Origin of the sequence: Nonomuraea sp. N2-4H (genome assembly GCF_045291505.1) — a bacterium.
Classification (GTDB): domain Bacteria; phylum Actinomycetota; class Actinomycetes; order Streptosporangiales; family Streptosporangiaceae; genus Nonomuraea; species Nonomuraea fastidiosa.
In genome coordinates, this window is record NZ_CP147987.1 from 5,110,279 (window position 1) to 5,125,621 (window position 15,343).

The following is a 15,343-nucleotide window of genomic DNA, read 5'->3' on the forward strand; positions in this document are numbered from 1 at the left end:
GCAGCGATGCCTATCAGGTCTGGGCCTATCGGGTCTGGACGAAGCCGAGACCGAGCTTGATGATGTCGATGCCGAGCGTGCGCAGCCCGGCGTAGACGATGACCGCGGCGCAGGCCGCGGTGACGATCAGCACCAGGATGCGGACGATCCAGCCCTGCCGCTTGTACCACTCCGTCCAGGCGTGCAGCGTGCGCTTGCCGAACTCCAGCAGCTTGCGCGCCCAGTGGAACTCCGTGGACAGCACCGCGAGCCCCGCGAACACGACCAGCCAGCCGGGCCCGGGGAACGGCACCATGATCAGCCCGCCGACCACCATGACGGTCCCGACCAGGCCGACCACGATCTTCAGCGTGAGAGCGCCCGTGCGCGTGGCCCTGATGCCGTCCAGCCAGCCGTGCAGGCCCCTGCGGCGTGCGGGCATGCTGGAGCGGGCGGCCGCCTCGTCCTTCACCACGTCGGCGTCGCCGGTGTCGGAGTTCTGTACCTGCACACGTCCCCCTGCAGTCGGTGTGCACCCCAGGATACGGCCCGTCCTTCGCCGCCACTTGCAGATGACTAGCAAGGCATTGAAACGCCGTTTTCTGTAAAATTTCCTGCTCAAGCAGGCCATGCCAGGCAAACATCGGTTAATGTCTGCTATGCCCGATGTTCTGCTCCGTACCGTCACCGGCCCTGTACGCCTGGACGCCATCGACGGCGCCGTACTCCCCCACGAGCACCTGCGTAACGACATGCGCTGGGCGGTCGGCATCGACTCCGACCCGCACCGGTGGCTCGACGAGGAGCAGACCGTCGCCGCCGAGCTGCGCGAGCTCCGCCTGTCCGGACGGCTCGGCCTCGTCGTGGACCTCACCTGCATCGGCATGGGCCGCGACGCCGCCGCGCTCGCCCGCATCGCCGCGGCCAGCCGCGTCCCGGTCATCGCCTCCACCGGCCTGTACGCTCAGCCGTTCAGCGACACCCGCGACGCCGACGTGGACAAGCTCACCGCCCGCCTCATGGAGGAGATCCTCAGCGGCCTGGACGGCACCGGCGTCTTCCCCGGCGTGATCGGTGAGGTCGGCTGCTGGGGCGCCGAGCCCACCGCGTTCGAGGAGCGCGCCCTGATCGCCGCCGCCCGCGCGTCCCTGCGCACCCGGCTGCCGGTCGCCACGCACGGCAGGAACGCGTTCGCGCTGCTGGAGATCCTGCTCGGCCAGAACCTGCCCGCCTCCCGCGTCGCCGTCGGCTACACGGGCGGCGACCTCGGCACGGCCAGGAAGATCGCCGAGGCGGGGGCGTACGTCTCCCTCGGCTCGCTCGCCCGCGGCGCCGACGAGACGGCCAGGATCGCGCTCGGCCTCATCGAGGACGGCCACGCCGGCCGCCTGCTGCTCAGCACCGGTCTCAGCCGGGTCGCCCAGGTGCGCCGCTACGACGGCCCCGGCTACGCCGACCTGTTCGACGCGCTGCTGCCGCGCCTGCGCGAGGCGGGTGCCGGCGACGAGGTGATCCGCTCGATCACCCACGACAACCCGCTGCGCTGGCTCACCGAGGGCCTCGCCTCCTGACCCGTCGTCCCTCGCCCTTGACCTCAACCGAAGTCAAGGTTGCAGACTGAGCCGCATGATCTTCACAGCAGCCGAACTGGACTATCTCGCAGGTCAGCGGCTCGGCCGCCTGGCCACGGTCGCCCCCGACGGGCAGGTGCAGAACAACCCGGTCGGCTTCTTCGTCGACGCCGGGACCGGCACGATCACCATCGGCGGGCACGCGATGGGCAGGTCGAAGAAGTTCGCCAACGTGCGGCAGGGCAGCACGGTGGCGCTCGTGGTGGACGACCTGGCCTCGGTGGACCCGTGGGTGGTGCGCGGGATCGAGATCAGGGGCACCGCCCAGGCGCTGGCGGACGTGGACCCGCCGCTACCGTACTTCTCCCGCGAGGTCATCAGGATCACCCCGTCCAAGGTCATCTCCTGGGGCCTGGACGGCGACCGGCGGAGCCGCACCGTTTGACCGGACCCGCGTACGGTGATCGCATGACGACCGTATGGGTGATCAGCGGGCCGCCGGGCGCGGGCAAGTCGACGGTCGCGGCGGAACTGCTCGCCCGGCTCGACCCGGTGCCCGCGCTGCTCGACAAGGACACCGTGTACGGCGACTTCGCCGCCGCGGTGCTGCGCGCCCACGGCCGCCCCGACGGCGAGCGCGAGGGCCCCTGGTACGACGAGCACATCAAGCGGTACGAGTACGCGGGCCTGACCAGGATCGCCCGGCAGATCCGCGGCCACGGCTGCCCGGTCGCGCTGGACGGCCCGTTCACCGCGCAGGTGCACGACGCGGCCCGCTGGGAGCGGTGGGTGGCGGAGCTGGGCGGGCCGCCGGTGCGGCTGCTGTGGGTGCGCTCCGACGGGCCGACGCTGCGCGAGCGGCTGGTGGCCAGGGGGCTCTCGCGCGACGCGGGCAAGCTCGCCGCCTTCGACGACTACCTGCGCAACATCCGGGTGGACGAGCCGCCCGCCGTACCGCATCTGGAGATCGACAACCGGCCGGGCGCGCCGGCGATCGGCGAGCAGCTCACGGCGGCGGGTATACCGCCGCGAGCACGTCCGGCAGCCGGCTGACGAGCCGCGTGAAGCGGCCCTGCTCGTAGGTGACGCCGGGCTGGTTGGCGAGCTGCTGCGAGACGACCCCGGCGATGAGGGAGGAGGCGAGGTCGAGCCCTTCGGGCCCGGCGGCGTCGGGGTGCAGCTCGCCGCGCTCGACGGCCTGCTCGATCAGCGTGCGGAAGTGCTCGTGTACGGCCTGCGCGGGCGCGTACGCCTCGGGCGAGGGCGTGAAGCCGGGCACCGGCCGCCAGAACAGCAGCTGCGCCAGCACCTGGTTGTCCATGATCCACCGGGCGCCGGCCTCCAGCGCCGCGCCCACCCCCGCCAGCCCCTGCCCGCCCGGCCCGCGCACGGCGGCGAGATATCCCTCCTGACCCTGGCGGAACAGCGCGTCGTAGACCGCGTGCCGCGACGGGAAGTACTTGTACAGCGAGGGCGGCCGGACCCCGAGCCGCCTGGCGACGGTGGCCAGGCTCAGCCCCGCCACGCCTTCCTCGGCCATGACGTCGAGCGCGATGCCGAGGATCTCCGCCTGCGTCTCGGCCCTGCGGCGGGCCCGCCGATCCGGAATGCCGGTCATACCCGTTAGCTTAGGCTAATACTGTTAGCCAAAGCTATGGGGGTGTGCCACCGTGTCGCGTGACATCGAGCTGATCGGCCTGCGGCAGAACAACCTGAAGGACGTCTCACTGCGGCTGCCGAAGGAGCGGCTGACGGTGTTCACCGGCGTGTCCGGCTCGGGCAAGTCGTCCATCGTGTTCGGGACGATCGCCGTGGAGTCGCAGCGGCAGCTCGGCGAGACGTTCAGCGCGTTCGTCCGCCACCGGCTGCCCAAGCACGAGCGGCCCAAGGCCGAGCGCATGGCCAATCTGACGGCCGCCGTCGTCGTGGACCAGAAGCCGGTGGGCGGCGGCGCGCGCTCGACGGTGGGCACGATGACCGAGGTCCACGCGCTGCTGCGGGTGCTGTTCTCGCGGCGCGGCGAGCCGTCGGCCGGCCCGGCGACGGCGTACTCGTTCAACGACCCGCAGGGCATGTGCCCCGAGTGCGACGGCCTGGGGCGCAAGGTGGAGCTCGACCTCGGCAAGCTCATCGACGAGGACCGCTCGCTCGACGAGGGCGCGCTCGCGCTGCTCCCGATCGGCTCGGCGGCCTGGCAGATCTACGCGCGGTCGGGGCTGTTCGACCCGGCCAAGCCGCTGCGCGAGTTCACGCCGCGCGAGCGCGAGCTGCTGCTGTACGGCAGCGGTTTCAAGGTCAAGCGCGGCAAGTACGACAACACGTACGAGGGCGTCGCGCTCCGCTTCCAGCGCCTCTACCTCAAGCGGGCCCGCGAGCAGGTGGACGAGGAGGCCCGCCCCTACGTGACCGAGCGCACCTGCCCCGCCTGCGGCGGCGCCCGGCTCAACGCCGCCGCGCTGGCCTCCACGATCGGCGGGCGCAACCTGGCCGACTACTGCGCGATGGAGGTCACCTCCCTGATCGAGGTGCTCGAAGGGCTCGACGACCCGGTGGCGGAGGCGGCCGTGGAGACGCTGCGCCGCATCGACGCCGTCGGGCTCGGCCACCTCAGCCTCGACAGGGAGACGCCCACGCTGTCGGGCGGCGAGGCGCAGCGCCTGAAGACCGTGCGCAACCTGGGCAGCAGCCTGACCGGCATGACGTACATCTTCGACGAGCCCAGCACCGGCCTGCACCCGCGCGACGTGCACCGGCTCGGTGATCTGCTGCTCGAGCTGCGCGACAAGGGCAACACGGTGCTGGTGGTCGAGCACGACCGCGACCTGATCGCGCTCGCCGACCACGTGGTGGACATGGGGCCCGGCGCGGGTACGGCGGGCGGCCGCGTGGTCTACGAGGGCCCGGTGTCCGGCCTCGCCGCGGGCGACACGCTGACCGGGCGCATGCTGCGGCGCGCACGCGGGCTCAAGGAGCGCGTCCGCCGGCCGTCCGGCAGGCTGACCGTCGCGGACGCAAGCGCCCACAACCTCAAGAACGTCACCGTGCGCCTGCCGCTCGGCGTGCTGACCGCCGTGACGGGGGTGGCCGGCTCGGGCAAGAGCACGCTCGTCCGCAAGGAGCTGGTCGAGCAGCACCCTGAGACGATCCTCATCGACCAGTCGCCCATCGCCGCCTCGTCCCGCTCCACGCCCGCCACCTACCTCGACGCCATGGACCCGCTGCGCCGGATGTTCGCCGAGGCCCACGGGGTGCCGGCCGGGCTGTTCAGCTTCAACTCGGCGGGCGCCTGCCCGGCGTGCAAGGGGCGCGGTGAGATCACCACGGACCTGGCGTTCATGGATCCGGTGACCCGGGTCTGCGACGCGTGCGGGGGCAGCCGTTACAACGCCGAGGCGCTGTCGTACCGGCTGGCCGGGCGGACGATCGCGGACGTGCTGGCGATGACGGCCGAGGAGGCGGCGGAGCTGTTCGGCCTGCCGGGCGTGGCCCGGCTGGTGGAGCTGGGGCTCGGCTATCTGACGCTGGGGCAGCCGCTCAGCACGCTGTCGGGCGGCGAGCGGCAGCGGCTCAAGCTGGCGCACCGGCTGCGGGAGCGGGGCCGGGTCTACGTGTTCGACGAGCCGACCACCGGGCTGCACCCGGCCGACGTGGACACGCTGCTGGCGCTGCTCGACCGGCTGGTGGACGCGGGCAACACGGTGATCGTGGTCGAGCACGACCTCGACGTGGTCAAGCACGCGGACTGGGTGATCGACATGGGGCCGGAGGCGGGGCGGCTCGGTGGCGAGGTGATGTTCGAGGGCACGCCGGCCGAGCTGTGCTCCGCCTCCACCTACACGGCGAAATATCTCGTCAGGTCACTCGATAGCGGTCGTCTCGGACGTCCATGATCGCCATGTGGCCGGGCAGGTGGCCGATCGCGTACTCGACGCCGCCGGCCAGCACCGCCTGCTGCGGCGTCACCCCGCACGCCCAGAACAGCGGCACCTCGCCGTCCCGCACCTCGACCGGCTCGCCGTAGTCGGGCGCGCCCAGGTCGCGGATGCCGATGGCGGCCGGGTCGCCGATGTGCACGGGCGCGCCGTGCACCCTCGGGTAGCGGCCGCTCACCTCGACGGCGGTCGCCACCAGCTTCTCGGGCACCGGCCGCATCGACACCACCAGCGGCCCCGACAGCCTGCCGGTCGGCTCGCAGGGGATGGACGTGACGTACATGGGCACGTTCGTCCCCGCCTCCAGGTGCCGCACCGGCACCCCGGCGGCCAGCAGCGCCCGCTCGAACGTGAAGCTGCACCCGATGAGGAACGGCACCAGATCCGCCCGCCACTCCTCCACCACCTCGTCCAGGTCGGCCACCGCCCTGCCGTCGCGGTAGAGACGGTAGCCGGGCAGGTCCGTGCGCAGGTCACCGGAGAACAGCTCGGTCGAGTACGCCCCCGGCTCGCCCACGTCGAGCACCGGGCACGCCTGCGGGTTGCGGTGGGCGAACAGCAGCAGGTCGTAGCGCAGCTCGCTGGGCACGGCGATGAGGTTGGCCTGCGTCCAGCCCCGGCACCAGCCGGCGGTCGGCCCCCGCTCGCCGGAACGGAACCGCTCCCGCGCCTGCGCGGGGCTCAGGTCGGCGACGTTCACCTCTCGACAGTAAGAGCGCGGGGTGCGCCGGTCCACCATCGCGGGCTTGACATCTTCGTGTCCGTCAACCTAAGTTGACGATGATATCTGCGTCAACTTCGGTGACCCGCTTCAGGGGGTTGTGCACCCTGGACGCGTTGTCCGTCGCCGTCACGGCGAGCCTGCCCCGCCCGCCGTGCAGGCCGCGATGCTGCGGGTCGTGCTCGAACGGGCCGTCGGCGACCTGACGCTGCCCGCCTCCGTACGCATCGTCGCCGCCGCCAACCCGCCCGAGCAGGCCGCCGACGGGTGGGACCTGCCGGCGCCGCTGGCCAACCGGCTGATCCACCTCGACTGGACGGTCAGCGCCGCCTCGGTCGCCGACGGGTTCACCGGCGGCTTCTCCACTCCGTCCCTTGAGGGCTACGGCGTCTGCGCTGATGTGGACCGGACGCGGGCGCTGGTGGGCGCCTTCCTGCGGGTACGGCCCGAGCCGGTGCTCAACGTCCCCGACGGGCCCGCCCGCGCCTGGCCCAGCCCCCGCACCTGGGAGCCGGCCGCCATCGCACTCGCGCACACGATCAAGGCCCCCGACGAGGTACGGGCCGAGCTGGTCACCGGCGCGGTCGGCGAGGCGGCCGGATACGAGCTGCTCTCCTGGCTGCGCGACCTCAAATTTGCCCGACCCGGAGACCCTGCTCGCCGGCCCCGGGACGCCCCGCTGCCCTCCCGCGTGGACCGAGTGCACGCCGTGCTCGGCTCGGTCGTCGCACACGTCGCCGCCCGCAGGCACCTCGCCGGCGAGCGCCCGCACCGCGTCCCATGGCCGGTCCCGCCTGGCCACGCGGCTGACGGCGGAGCGCGCAGGCGTGCTCAGAGCACGGTCATCGTTCACCACCGACCCGCTCTGAAAGGGCGGCGGGGCCGGCGGCAGGGGACCCGCGCATGGGCCGGCGGCATGACACCATCGCCGGCAGCGACCACAAGGTGAGCTGACGGCGGGGCGGGGACTGGTGGAGTTCAGTACTCGACTTCGAACGTGTGCGGTTCAGTACTCGACTTCGAAGGTGTGCGGCCCGAGCCCGTAGCCGTCGCCCTGCGGCACCACGTACCCGTGCCCGATCAACGTCGCGAGGCTCTCCCGCACCTCCTCCTCGCTCAGCCCTGACGCGTGCGTCAACCCGTCGAGCCACGCGCCGCCGGACTCGACGGTCTGGGCGGCGACGGCCTCGTAGACGTAGATGTCGACGTCCGACAGGGCCTGCACATCGTGCCTGTCAGTCATGATCGTTGTCTCGCTCCCTCTCTCAGCCTGGCCGGGTCGACCTCCCTGTCGGGGAAACGGCGCAGGTACTCGGCCTCGAGCTCGTTGGTCCGCGAGGTGTGGTGGACGAGGGCGTCGTCCGATCCGTGGAAGAAGGTGTCGCTCCTGGTGGCGTGCAGCTGGCGCAGCTCGCGCACGACGTCCTCGTCGCTGAGCTGGGCCGGATCAATTCCCATCGTCGTCATGCGAACCCCCTACCCAGGAACGTTCGGACAACATCTGTCACATTTCCTGACAATTAGGCATTGTCTGTAAGATGTCGTCGCTTTACCTTCCCGTTATGGACCTCGAGCTAAGGCACCTCAGGATCGTCCGCGCGGTCGCGGACGCGGGAAGTGTGAGTAAGGCCGCCTCCCTGCTCGGGCTGGCACAACCGGCCCTGACCGCGCAGCTCAAGCGCATCGAGAGGGCGCTCGGCGGCGCCCTCTTCGAGCGTGATCGCCACGGCGCCAGGCCCACCCGCCTCGGCGAACTCGTGCTCGCCCGCGCGCGCGTGCTTCTCCCCGCAGCCAAGGAACTGCAGGACGAAGCCGTACGTTTCGCTCAGGCCCCCTCCCCCAGCTTCCGCATAGGCGCCACCAACGGGCCGATCCTGGGCGGCTTGGTCGACCGCCTCGCCGCCGAGCGGAAGGTCAGCACGTACACGTCGTGGTCGACGTACGAGCTGAACAGCATGGTCGAGCTCGGCCGCCTCGACTACGTGCTCACGGGTGCCTGCGGCGACTCCGGCACCCCCACCGGAACGCTCCTCTGGGAGACCATCAGCATCGACCCGGTGTTCCTGCTGGTCTCCGAGGATCATCCGGCCGCGCGGGAGAAAGAGGTGTCGCTGGCCGACCTCGCCGACGAACAGTGGGCGGTGACGCCGGGCGACGGCTGCTTCGCCGACTGCTTCGCGATGGCGTGCGCGCGGGCGGGGTTCACGCCGGGGACGATCTACGAGACCGACGTGCCCACCTGCACCCACCTCGCCCAGGTCGGCCGGGCCGTCGTCCTGTGCCAGGCCACCCACCAGGCCGCCCCGGGCCTGGTCATGGTGCCGCTGGAGGGAGTGCCGCTGCGCTGGCGGCAACTGCTCGGCCGCCACCCCACCGCCCCCGAGGCCGAGTGGGTCATCTCGCAGGCCAAGCAGGCGCATCGGGACGCCGTACGCCGCAGCCCCGTGTACTCCGACTGGCTCGTACGCAACCCCGGCTACGGCACCACCCCCTAGCACCGCATCCGCGTCAGAGAGCCACGCCGCCTGACCGCACCGCCGACCCGCCGGCTCATAAGGCCGGACAGGCCCGCCGCGGTCTCACGAGGCCGCAGGCCGACCCCCGCTCCCATAAGGCCGGAGGCCGGCACCGACGAGAGGCCACGGCGACCGCCGTACCCGGCCTCGGTCCCGCTCTGACCGGCTCCTACCGCCCCCGTCCCCGCTCACCCCACCCCGACCAGCCACGCATGGCGCTACGCCGACGGAGAATATGATCGTCTGGCACTCCACCAAGCCCGGAAGACGTGGAATGATGTCGGCGGAGCCCGTTTCTCCCGCCCGGCCCGGCACCACGACCGGATCCGATGCTCTAGCCTTGGTTAGCGCCAGGCCACGGCAAGATCCTTCTCGCCGCGCCGCACGCGACACAACTTCATCCAGGGGCGGTAGCTCAGCCGGTCAGAGCATCGGACTCATAATCCGTGGGTCGTGGGTTCAAGTCCCACCCGCCCTACCACGCTGACCAGCGGATTCCTTGATCACGGATCGGGGGAGCCCCCGATCCGGGCGCAGGGAGACCGAGGGGATCAGTTCAGGACGGTCACCCTTCACGGACCGCCCGCGGCACCATCGCGCCGCTCGCCTCCGCAGGCTCTCGCGCCAACTCCGGCACGCACGGTCGTGTACAAGTCCGCCGTGATCGACGACGACGAATGCCGCGGCGTCTGGATGCGAGCCTTGGTGGTGGTGCGCGGAGAGCCGCCGCCGCAGAATCGGTCGGCACCGGCGCCTTCAGCGGCTAGGCCCTGAGCAGCAGATCCCTTCAGCGACACCGTCCTGAGCAGCAGAGGTGCCTTCGGCGGCGAGGTCTTGAGCGGCACAGGTCGTGTCGATCAGGCGGCCGGGCGTCGGAGAGGTCGCGTGCCGTCGGCCTCGTCAGGTCCGCCGCCGAGTTCCAGCCACAGCGAGCGCAGATGGTCCATGCGCATGAGGTCAACGCATATCTGGAACGCCTGGACGTCGCGTTCTGCCGGGCCCAGGCGCGTACGGCCGTCTCCAGGTTCCGGCTGCCCGCGTGGGCTTCCAAGCACCAGGTCGGGAAGGGTGTGCATCTTGTCGCCGCTCGCGCCGGTGGCTTGTCCGCACCGGCGATGAGGCGGCCGGTATGCTCGGCCCCGATGTGGGCGAGCGAGTCGGACTTATCGCCGCGGATGCCTTTGAAGTGCTGGTAGAAGGAGCCCTTCGTGAGTCCCCTGGCTGATCATCGCCCCCTGATGCACTTCGTGTGGGCGTTCGTCCAGCCGCACGCCTGGGCCGGCGTCGCGGGCGACGGCTTCGTCCGCGCCCTCGTCGGCATCGGGCTTGCGGACTGCTTCGCCCGCGCGGCGAGCGTCTGGGTCGCCGCCCCGCGTCTGTCTCCTTGCTTCGGGCACGCTGTCCCGGCGCATCATCCGTACGACGGGCAGGCCGCGCGCGGGCACGTCGAGGCCGGCGAGAGTGTGGAGGTCTGACATGAACGTCCTCATCAGGATCGTCCTTTTGCTGGTCGCGGGTGTGTCGGCGTGGCTGGATCCGGCCGGGTTCGCCGCCTGGGCCAGGCCGAACCGCGTGCGCTTCCGGCGCGACGCCGGGGTGTTCCAAATCGGCATCGGGCTGGTGGCCGGGCTGTGCGTGCCGTCCGCCCGCCGGGCGGGTCAGGGGGCGGGCGCGTGAACGTGCTGATCGCCGGCGCGACCGGCACGCTCGGCTCGGTCCTGGTACGTCAGCTGCTCGCCGCCGGTCACCAGGTGTGCGGCATCACGAGATCCGCCGCGGGCGCCCGGAGGCTCGCCGATGCGGGTGCCACCGCCGTCGTCGCGGACGTGATGGACCGTGACGCGCTCCTGACCGCGCTCGACGGCCTGCGGGCGGACGCGGTCATCCATCAGGCCACCGCGATCACGGGGCTCCCGCTCTTCCACCGCGCCCTGTACGCCACCGACGCCCTGCGCGAGCGCGGCACCGCGCACCTCGTGGAGGCCGCCGGGCTCGTCGGCGCCCGCAGGTTCCTCACGCAGTCGTTCTTCCTCGGGTACGGCTACCGCGACCACGGCGACGAGCCGGTGACCGAGGATCGCCCCTTCGCCGAACCCGGCCAGGGAGCCTTCGACCCGCACATGCGCTCGATGCGCGCCAACGAGGAGCAGGTGTTCGCGATCGGCGGCATCTCCCTGCGCTACGGCATGTTCTACGGCCCGGAACCGACCACCTGGCGCCTGGTGAGGATGGCCAGGAGGCGGCTGCTTCCCGTCCCCCGCCCCGCGAGCACCGTCTCGCTCGTCCACATCGAGGACGCGGCCGCCGCCACGGTGGCGGCCCTGGAGCGCGGCAGGCCGTGCCGGGCCTACAACATCGCCGACGACCATCCGGTCCGGTTCGACGAGTACGTCAGGGAGCTGGCGAGGGCGGCCGGCGGTCCCGTCCCGCTGACGGTGCCAGGATGGCTGCTGCGCGCCACGCCGTACATGTACGCCCTCATGGTGGGCACGCGGTTGCGGCTGAGCACCGGCCTGGCCAAGGACGAGCTGGGGTGGACGCCCGCCTACCCGTCCTACCGGGAAGGGCTGGCCGGCCTGGCCTAGACGCCGTCCAGGATCACCGTGCCGGATCACCGTGCCGGCGGGCGATGCGCCCCCGCAAGGCCGGTTCCGCGCCTTCCCCCAGATGGGGGAGGTGACGACGGCCGCGAGTTCCTAGCGTGACCAGCATGACCAGAAGCATCCGGATCTTGGGCGCACTCCTGTCGATCGCCGTGACCGCGGTGGGGATCATGTGGTGGACGACCCCCGCGAGTTACCCGTTCGGCGCGGCCGACCGGGTCACGGTGTCGCTCACGCACTTGCTCGAGCACGACGTGACCGGCCCGATGACCGTGGCCGCCGGGCTCGTGGGCCTGGCGGTGATCGTCGGGCCGGGGCCGCTGGTGCGCGCCGGAGCGGTCGCCGAGCTGCTGTTCTTCGGTGTGGTGCTCTCCGACGCCGGCATCATGTCGGTCGCGGCCTATGGTGTGGCGATCCTGGGGCCCGTGGCGCTGCTCGGTGTCGTGGTCGTGGCGGCCGTGCGCGGGAAGTGGTCGTGGCGGCCGTGCGCGGGAAGTGGTCCGGACTGGTGGGCGTCGCCACGCTGGCCGTCCTGGCGGTGGCGGACACGGTCACCGGGTTCGGTGCGCTGAGCCTGGTGGGACGCTATATGGGCAACATCACGAGGGACTTCGCCTCGTACGGCGGGCGGCTCGGCTGGACGCTGGCCAATGCCGTGGCCTGCGCGGTGTGGACGGTGATCGCGGCGAAGGCGTTCAGGACGGGCGAGCCGTCGCGCTGGATCAGGCCCGAGTCCGCCGTCAGGTGGGGACGCGTCGCCACGATCGGGGCGGCGATGTGCCCGCTTCCGTACGCGCTGTACCGGCTGACCTGGCTGACCCCGTGGCCCACCGATTCCGGCGTCACCGGGCCGCTCGCGGCCGACACCCGGCTCCAGGGGCTGCTTCTCGCCTTCGCCGCGCTGGGGGGCGCCGTGCTGACCCTCGGGCTGATCAGCAGGTGGGGCGAGGTGTTCCCGCGCTGGGTGCCGATCGTCCACGGCCGTACCGTCCCGGTGCGGCTGCCGGTCATCGCCGGAGGGACGGTCGCGGGCATCTGCTGCCTGGCCTCGCCGGGGCTCGTCATCGACTCCGTCGTGCGCGGTCAGCCTGTGGCGCTGCTGCTCTGGCCGTACCCGCTGTGGGGTGTGCTGCTCGCCGGAGCCGTCCTGGCCTACTGGCTGCGTCGCCGGGCGGACCATGTCCGGCCCTGATCGGGGTGGCCCGGGTCATTCTCGATGCCAGAGGCTCTCCGCCGTCTCCGCGACGCCGGTGCCGACGAGACCGAGCTCGTAGGCGAGCACGGCGGCCTGGGTGCGGTCGCGGGCGCCCAGCTTGTCCAGGAGGTTGCCGACGTGCGTCTTGACCGTCTCCCTGGTGACGTGCAGCGCCGAGGCGATCTCGGCGTTGTTCTGTCCGAGCGCGATGTGCCGCAGGACGTCCAGCTCGCGCGGCGTCAGCTCGACCGGTACGCGCTGCCGGGCCGAGCCGACGTGCGGCGAGGCGATGCGGCGCAGCGCGTCGGGGAAGAGCACCGCGTCGCGGCGGTGCACCAGGCGGATCGCCTCCACCAGGTCGCCGGCGGGCGAGCGTTTGAGCACGTACCCGGCGGCGCCCGCGCGCAGCGCGCCCCAGACGAGCTGGTCGCTCTCGAACGTGGTGACCACGATGACGCGCGTCCTCGGGGAGCGGCGGGCCAGCTCCCGCGTCGCGGTCAGGCCGTCCATCCCGGGCATGCGGATGTCCATCAGCACGACGTCCGCGCCGGCGCCGGCCGTGACCGCCGCGCGGCCGTCGGCGGCCTCGGCGGTCACCTCGATGTCGTCGTGGAGGGAGAGCATGGTGGCCCAGCCCGAGCGGATGAGCCGCGACAGGCACCCTGTCCAAGGGGTCGGCGCTGACCCTGACGTCGAGGCCGCGGGTGAGCGTGCCGAGCGCCTCCAGGGTGGGCGTCTTGCCCGTCGTGCCGTCGTCGAGCACGCTGAGCAGCACGTCGAGCTGCTGCTGGGCATCGCGGGCGGTGGCCGTCAGGTGTCCGAGCGACTGCGCGGCGAGCGCGGGGGCGGCTCGCTGCAGGGCCGCCTCGGCCGCCATGGCCTGCACGAGGACGACGCTGAGGGCGTGGCCGACGGAGTCGTGCAGTTCCAGAGCGAGCGACTGGCGGCGGCCGAGCTCGTCGATCAGCTGGGACGGCTCTGAGCGCAGCAGCCGGCGCGCGGCCCAGCGCTGGCCGAGACCCGCGGCGACCATCGCGGCCAGCACGACGGCGGCGAGCAGCAGCACCTCGGCCACCTCACCGGAGCCGTCCGCCACGCCCGCGGGAGCAGCCCGGGAGACAGGGCCAGCACGGCCGCGCTCAGCGTCGCGCCGACGTACAGGTGCAGGCTGGTCAGGGCCACCAGGTAGAGGCGGTCACCGCGCTCGGGCACGACGACGTCGAGCAGATCCGACAGCGCGGCCACCTCCAGGCGGCGCGTCAGCGGCAGCATCGCGAGCAGCACCGAGGCGGGCAGACATGCCGCCCACAGCACCAGTACGCGTCCCGGCGTCAGCGCGGTCAGGATCAGCAAGCCGAGCGCCGCGGCGACCGGGGACAACAGCGCAGCGCCCAGCAGCTGGTAGACCCCGGCCCGCACGGCCTGGGTGAGGTGGCGCTTCACGTGGCCCGACCCTAGCCGACGCCCCCGGAAGTGCCCTCCCCCGGCAGGGGGAGATGGCAGCGGAGCGGTCGCCGGGTCATCGTGTTCCCGGGCGCGCGGCCGGGAGCCTGCCGCCGTCCCGTGCCGGTAAGCCAGGCGGTCTCGGCCTGGTGGAACGCGTCGAGCCCGGCGGGCTCGACGCCTGGTCGGTCTCCGGTCAGGCTCAGGTCAGGGTCGCGGCGCGGGCGGCGAGGATGCCGGCGCGGGCGAGCTGGACCTGGCGGGCCTTGCGGGCGGCGTACCAGAGCACCGGGGCCAGCGTGGCGTGCACCGTCAGCACGTCCTCCACCTCCGTCCCCGTGCCGTCGGGGGTCAGCCGGAACCGGTAGACGAGCCGCACGCCGCCGGGGCTGTCCACCTCGCCTTCGACGCTGTCCTCGGTGGTGCGCAGCGTCACCTCGATCAGGTTGTCGTACGTGATGAAGCCGAGGAAGCGGAAGCGCTCCACCGACACGTACCGGGTCACGCCGGGCTCCTTGCGCACGTCGCGGACCGCCACCACGAGCGGTGACAGGCCGATGTAGCTCGACGGCTCGCTGAGATGCGCGAGCACCGCGGGCGGCGGGGCAGGGACGTGGAAGACGTTGCTGAACGTCGTACTGGGCATGGTTCTCCTCTGCTTGCAAGTATTCCGTACGCGCTGGCCCCGCCCGGCCGCCACTGGTTCGCCGCCGCTAGCTCGCCGCCGCGGCGGAGGCGACGTTGCCGCCGGAGAGGATCGTGACGACCGGTCCCGGCGGCAGGGAAGCCCGGTGGGCCAGGTAGGCGGCCGTGGCGACCGCGCCGCTGGGCTCGGCGCGCTCCCCCAGCTCGCGCAGGAGCAGGGCGGCGGCGGTGTCGATGGCGTCCTCGGTCACGGTCACCATGTCGTCCACGTACCGGTGGATGTGCTCCCAGGCCAGGGCGCCGAGGACGGGGGCGCGCAGCCCGTCGGCGCGGGTGCGGTAGGTGAGCTCCACCGGCCAGGCCGTACGCGTGCCGGAGCGGAAGCTGGCCGCCCCGTCGGCGGCCAGCTCGGGTTCGACGCCGATCACCCGGATCGCCGGGCAGGTGGCCTTGACCGCCACCGCGATCCCGGCGAGCAGGCCGCCGTTGCAGACGGGCACCAGGACCGAGCCCGCGTCCGGCAGGTCCTGGACGATCTCGGCTCCGGCGCTGCCGTGCCCGGCGATGACGTCGAACGCGTCGGAGCGGATGATCGCCGCGCCGAACCGGTCGGACAGCGCCAGGCAGGCGTCCTCCCGCAGGGCGGGCGGCACGATCACCACCTCGGCGCCGAGCCGGCGCGGCGCTCACCTTCAGCTCGGGTGCGGTGTCCGGCAGGACGACGGTGGCCCGCACCCC

20 protein-coding genes, 1 tRNA gene and 1 pseudogene are annotated in these 15,343 nt (G+C 72.3%); 12 read left to right on the top strand and 10 right to left on the bottom strand.

The features are described from left to right. Positions 1 to 25: 25 nt before the first annotated feature. On the bottom strand, positions 26 to 490 hold the full coding sequence (locus WBK31_RS23535) for a TIGR02611 family protein (RefSeq protein ID WP_364055652.1): 465 nt from the start codon (positions 488 to 490) through the stop codon (positions 26 to 28). 148 nt (positions 491 to 638) lie between these two features. On the opposite strand from WBK31_RS23535, the gene WBK31_RS23540 reads away from it, so the two are divergent. Genes WBK31_RS23540 through WBK31_RS23550 form a run of 3 tightly spaced genes read left to right on the top strand, consistent with a single transcriptional unit; the run spans position 639 to position 2,603 of the window. After that, the gene (locus WBK31_RS23540; protein ID WP_364055655.1) at positions 639 to 1,550 is read left to right on the top strand and encodes an aryldialkylphosphatase; all 912 of its coding nucleotides are present in this window, start codon (positions 639 to 641) and stop codon (positions 1,548 to 1,550) included. A gap of 55 nt (positions 1,551 to 1,605) precedes the next feature. Next, positions 1,606 to 1,995, top strand: coding sequence for a PPOX class F420-dependent oxidoreductase (locus WBK31_RS23545; RefSeq protein WP_364055658.1), 390 nt, complete (start codon positions 1,606 to 1,608; stop codon positions 1,993 to 1,995). 23 nt (positions 1,996 to 2,018) lie between these two features. Then, a complete protein-coding gene (locus tag WBK31_RS23550; protein WP_364055661.1) occupies positions 2,019 to 2,603 on the top strand; it encodes an ATP-binding protein in 585 nt (194 codons plus the stop codon). On the opposite strand, the gene WBK31_RS23555 is transcribed toward WBK31_RS23550, so the two are convergent. Then, positions 2,557 to 3,168 (bottom strand): TetR/AcrR family transcriptional regulator, encoded by a 612-nt coding sequence (locus tag WBK31_RS23555; RefSeq protein WP_406673135.1) that lies wholly within the window; start codon positions 3,166 to 3,168, stop codon positions 2,557 to 2,559. The genes WBK31_RS23550 and WBK31_RS23555 overlap by 47 nt on opposite strands. A 52-nt stretch (positions 3,169 to 3,220) precedes the next feature. Here WBK31_RS23555 and WBK31_RS23560 point away from each other — a divergent pair, with 52 nt between their 5' ends. Further along, positions 3,221 to 5,440 (top strand): ATP-binding cassette domain-containing protein, encoded by a 2,220-nt coding sequence (locus WBK31_RS23560; protein ID WP_406673136.1) that lies wholly within the window; start codon positions 3,221 to 3,223, stop codon positions 5,438 to 5,440. On the opposite strand, the gene WBK31_RS23565 is transcribed toward WBK31_RS23560, so the two are convergent. Then, positions 5,403 to 6,182: a putative hydro-lyase gene (locus tag WBK31_RS23565; RefSeq protein ID WP_406673137.1), complete on the bottom strand. Its 780-nt coding sequence runs from the start codon at positions 6,180 to 6,182 to the stop codon at positions 5,403 to 5,405. The two genes, WBK31_RS23560 and WBK31_RS23565, sit on opposite strands and share 38 nt — an antisense overlap. 187 nt (positions 6,183 to 6,369) lie before the next feature. Here WBK31_RS23565 and WBK31_RS23570 point away from each other — a divergent pair, with 187 nt between their 5' ends. Continuing rightward, positions 6,370 to 7,152, top strand: a complete 783-nt coding sequence (locus WBK31_RS23570; protein WP_406673138.1) for a hypothetical protein — start codon at positions 6,370 to 6,372, stop codon at positions 7,150 to 7,152. A 57-nt stretch (positions 7,153 to 7,209) separates the two neighbouring features. On the opposite strand, the gene WBK31_RS23575 is transcribed toward WBK31_RS23570, so the two are convergent. Together WBK31_RS23575 and WBK31_RS23580 are read right to left on the bottom strand one after the other, a co-directional pair. Beyond that, positions 7,210 to 7,446: a hypothetical protein gene (locus tag WBK31_RS23575; RefSeq protein ID WP_364055676.1), complete on the bottom strand. Its 237-nt coding sequence runs from the start codon at positions 7,444 to 7,446 to the stop codon at positions 7,210 to 7,212. Next, entirely contained in the window at positions 7,443 to 7,661 is a 219-nt protein-coding gene (locus WBK31_RS23580; RefSeq protein ID WP_364055679.1) for a DUF6158 family protein, read from the bottom strand. Before WBK31_RS23580 ends, WBK31_RS23575 begins: the two co-directional genes overlap by 4 nt. Positions 7,662 to 7,765: 104 nt before the next feature. Here WBK31_RS23580 and WBK31_RS23585 point away from each other — a divergent pair, with 104 nt between their 5' ends. From WBK31_RS23585 to WBK31_RS23615, 7 genes are all read left to right on the top strand, one after another. Then, the gene (locus WBK31_RS23585) at positions 7,766 to 8,698 is read left to right on the top strand and encodes a LysR family transcriptional regulator (protein WP_364055682.1); all 933 of its coding nucleotides are present in this window, start codon (positions 7,766 to 7,768) and stop codon (positions 8,696 to 8,698) included. Positions 8,699 to 9,123: 425 nt separating this feature from the next. After that, a tRNA-Ile gene (locus tag WBK31_RS23590) sits at positions 9,124 to 9,200 on the top strand. A 727-nt stretch (positions 9,201 to 9,927) separates the two neighbouring features. Then, positions 9,928 to 10,194 carry a hypothetical protein gene (locus tag WBK31_RS23595; RefSeq protein ID WP_406673139.1) on the top strand — a complete coding sequence of 89 codons (267 nt, stop codon included), beginning with the start codon at positions 9,928 to 9,930 and terminating at the stop codon, positions 10,192 to 10,194. A 1-nt stretch (position 10,195) separates the two neighbouring features. Further along, positions 10,196 to 10,396 (top strand): hypothetical protein, encoded by a 201-nt coding sequence (locus tag WBK31_RS23600; protein ID WP_406673140.1) that lies wholly within the window; start codon positions 10,196 to 10,198, stop codon positions 10,394 to 10,396. Further along, positions 10,393 to 11,304, top strand: a complete 912-nt coding sequence (locus WBK31_RS23605; RefSeq protein WP_364055691.1) for an NAD(P)-dependent oxidoreductase — start codon at positions 10,393 to 10,395, stop codon at positions 11,302 to 11,304. The genes WBK31_RS23600 and WBK31_RS23605 overlap by 4 nt, the downstream gene beginning before the upstream one ends. Positions 11,305 to 11,429: 125 nt before the next feature. Then, complete coding sequence (locus WBK31_RS23610) at positions 11,430 to 11,894, top strand: hypothetical protein (protein WP_364055694.1); 465 nt, start codon at positions 11,430 to 11,432, stop codon at positions 11,892 to 11,894. Continuing rightward, positions 11,807 to 12,514, top strand: a complete 708-nt coding sequence (locus WBK31_RS23615) for a hypothetical protein (RefSeq protein WP_406673141.1) — start codon at positions 11,807 to 11,809, stop codon at positions 12,512 to 12,514. Before WBK31_RS23610 ends, WBK31_RS23615 begins: the two co-directional genes overlap by 88 nt. Before the next feature lie 15 nt (positions 12,515 to 12,529). Here WBK31_RS23615 and WBK31_RS23620 read toward each other — a convergent pair whose 3' ends face one another. From WBK31_RS23620 to WBK31_RS23640, 5 genes and pseudogenes are all read right to left on the bottom strand, one after another. Further along, on the bottom strand, positions 12,530 to 13,141 hold the full coding sequence (locus WBK31_RS23620) for a response regulator transcription factor (protein ID WP_364055700.1): 612 nt from the start codon (positions 13,139 to 13,141) through the stop codon (positions 12,530 to 12,532). 190 nt (positions 13,142 to 13,331) lie between these two features. Further along, positions 13,332 to 13,550 (bottom strand): annotated as a pseudogene (locus WBK31_RS23625) (histidine kinase); the annotation flags it as partial. Continuing rightward, positions 13,481 to 13,960, bottom strand: coding sequence for a hypothetical protein (locus WBK31_RS23630; protein ID WP_364055703.1), 480 nt, complete (start codon positions 13,958 to 13,960; stop codon positions 13,481 to 13,483). The gene WBK31_RS23630 and the pseudogene WBK31_RS23625, both read right to left, overlap by 70 nt. 202 nt (positions 13,961 to 14,162) lie before the next feature. After that, positions 14,163 to 14,606 (bottom strand): SRPBCC family protein, encoded by a 444-nt coding sequence (locus WBK31_RS23635; protein ID WP_406673142.1) that lies wholly within the window; start codon positions 14,604 to 14,606, stop codon positions 14,163 to 14,165. A 67-nt stretch (positions 14,607 to 14,673) separates the two neighbouring features. Beyond that, positions 14,674 to 15,258 (bottom strand): pyridoxal-phosphate dependent enzyme, encoded by a 585-nt coding sequence (locus tag WBK31_RS23640; protein WP_406673143.1) that lies wholly within the window; start codon positions 15,256 to 15,258, stop codon positions 14,674 to 14,676. Positions 15,259 to 15,343: the final 85 nt, after the last annotated feature.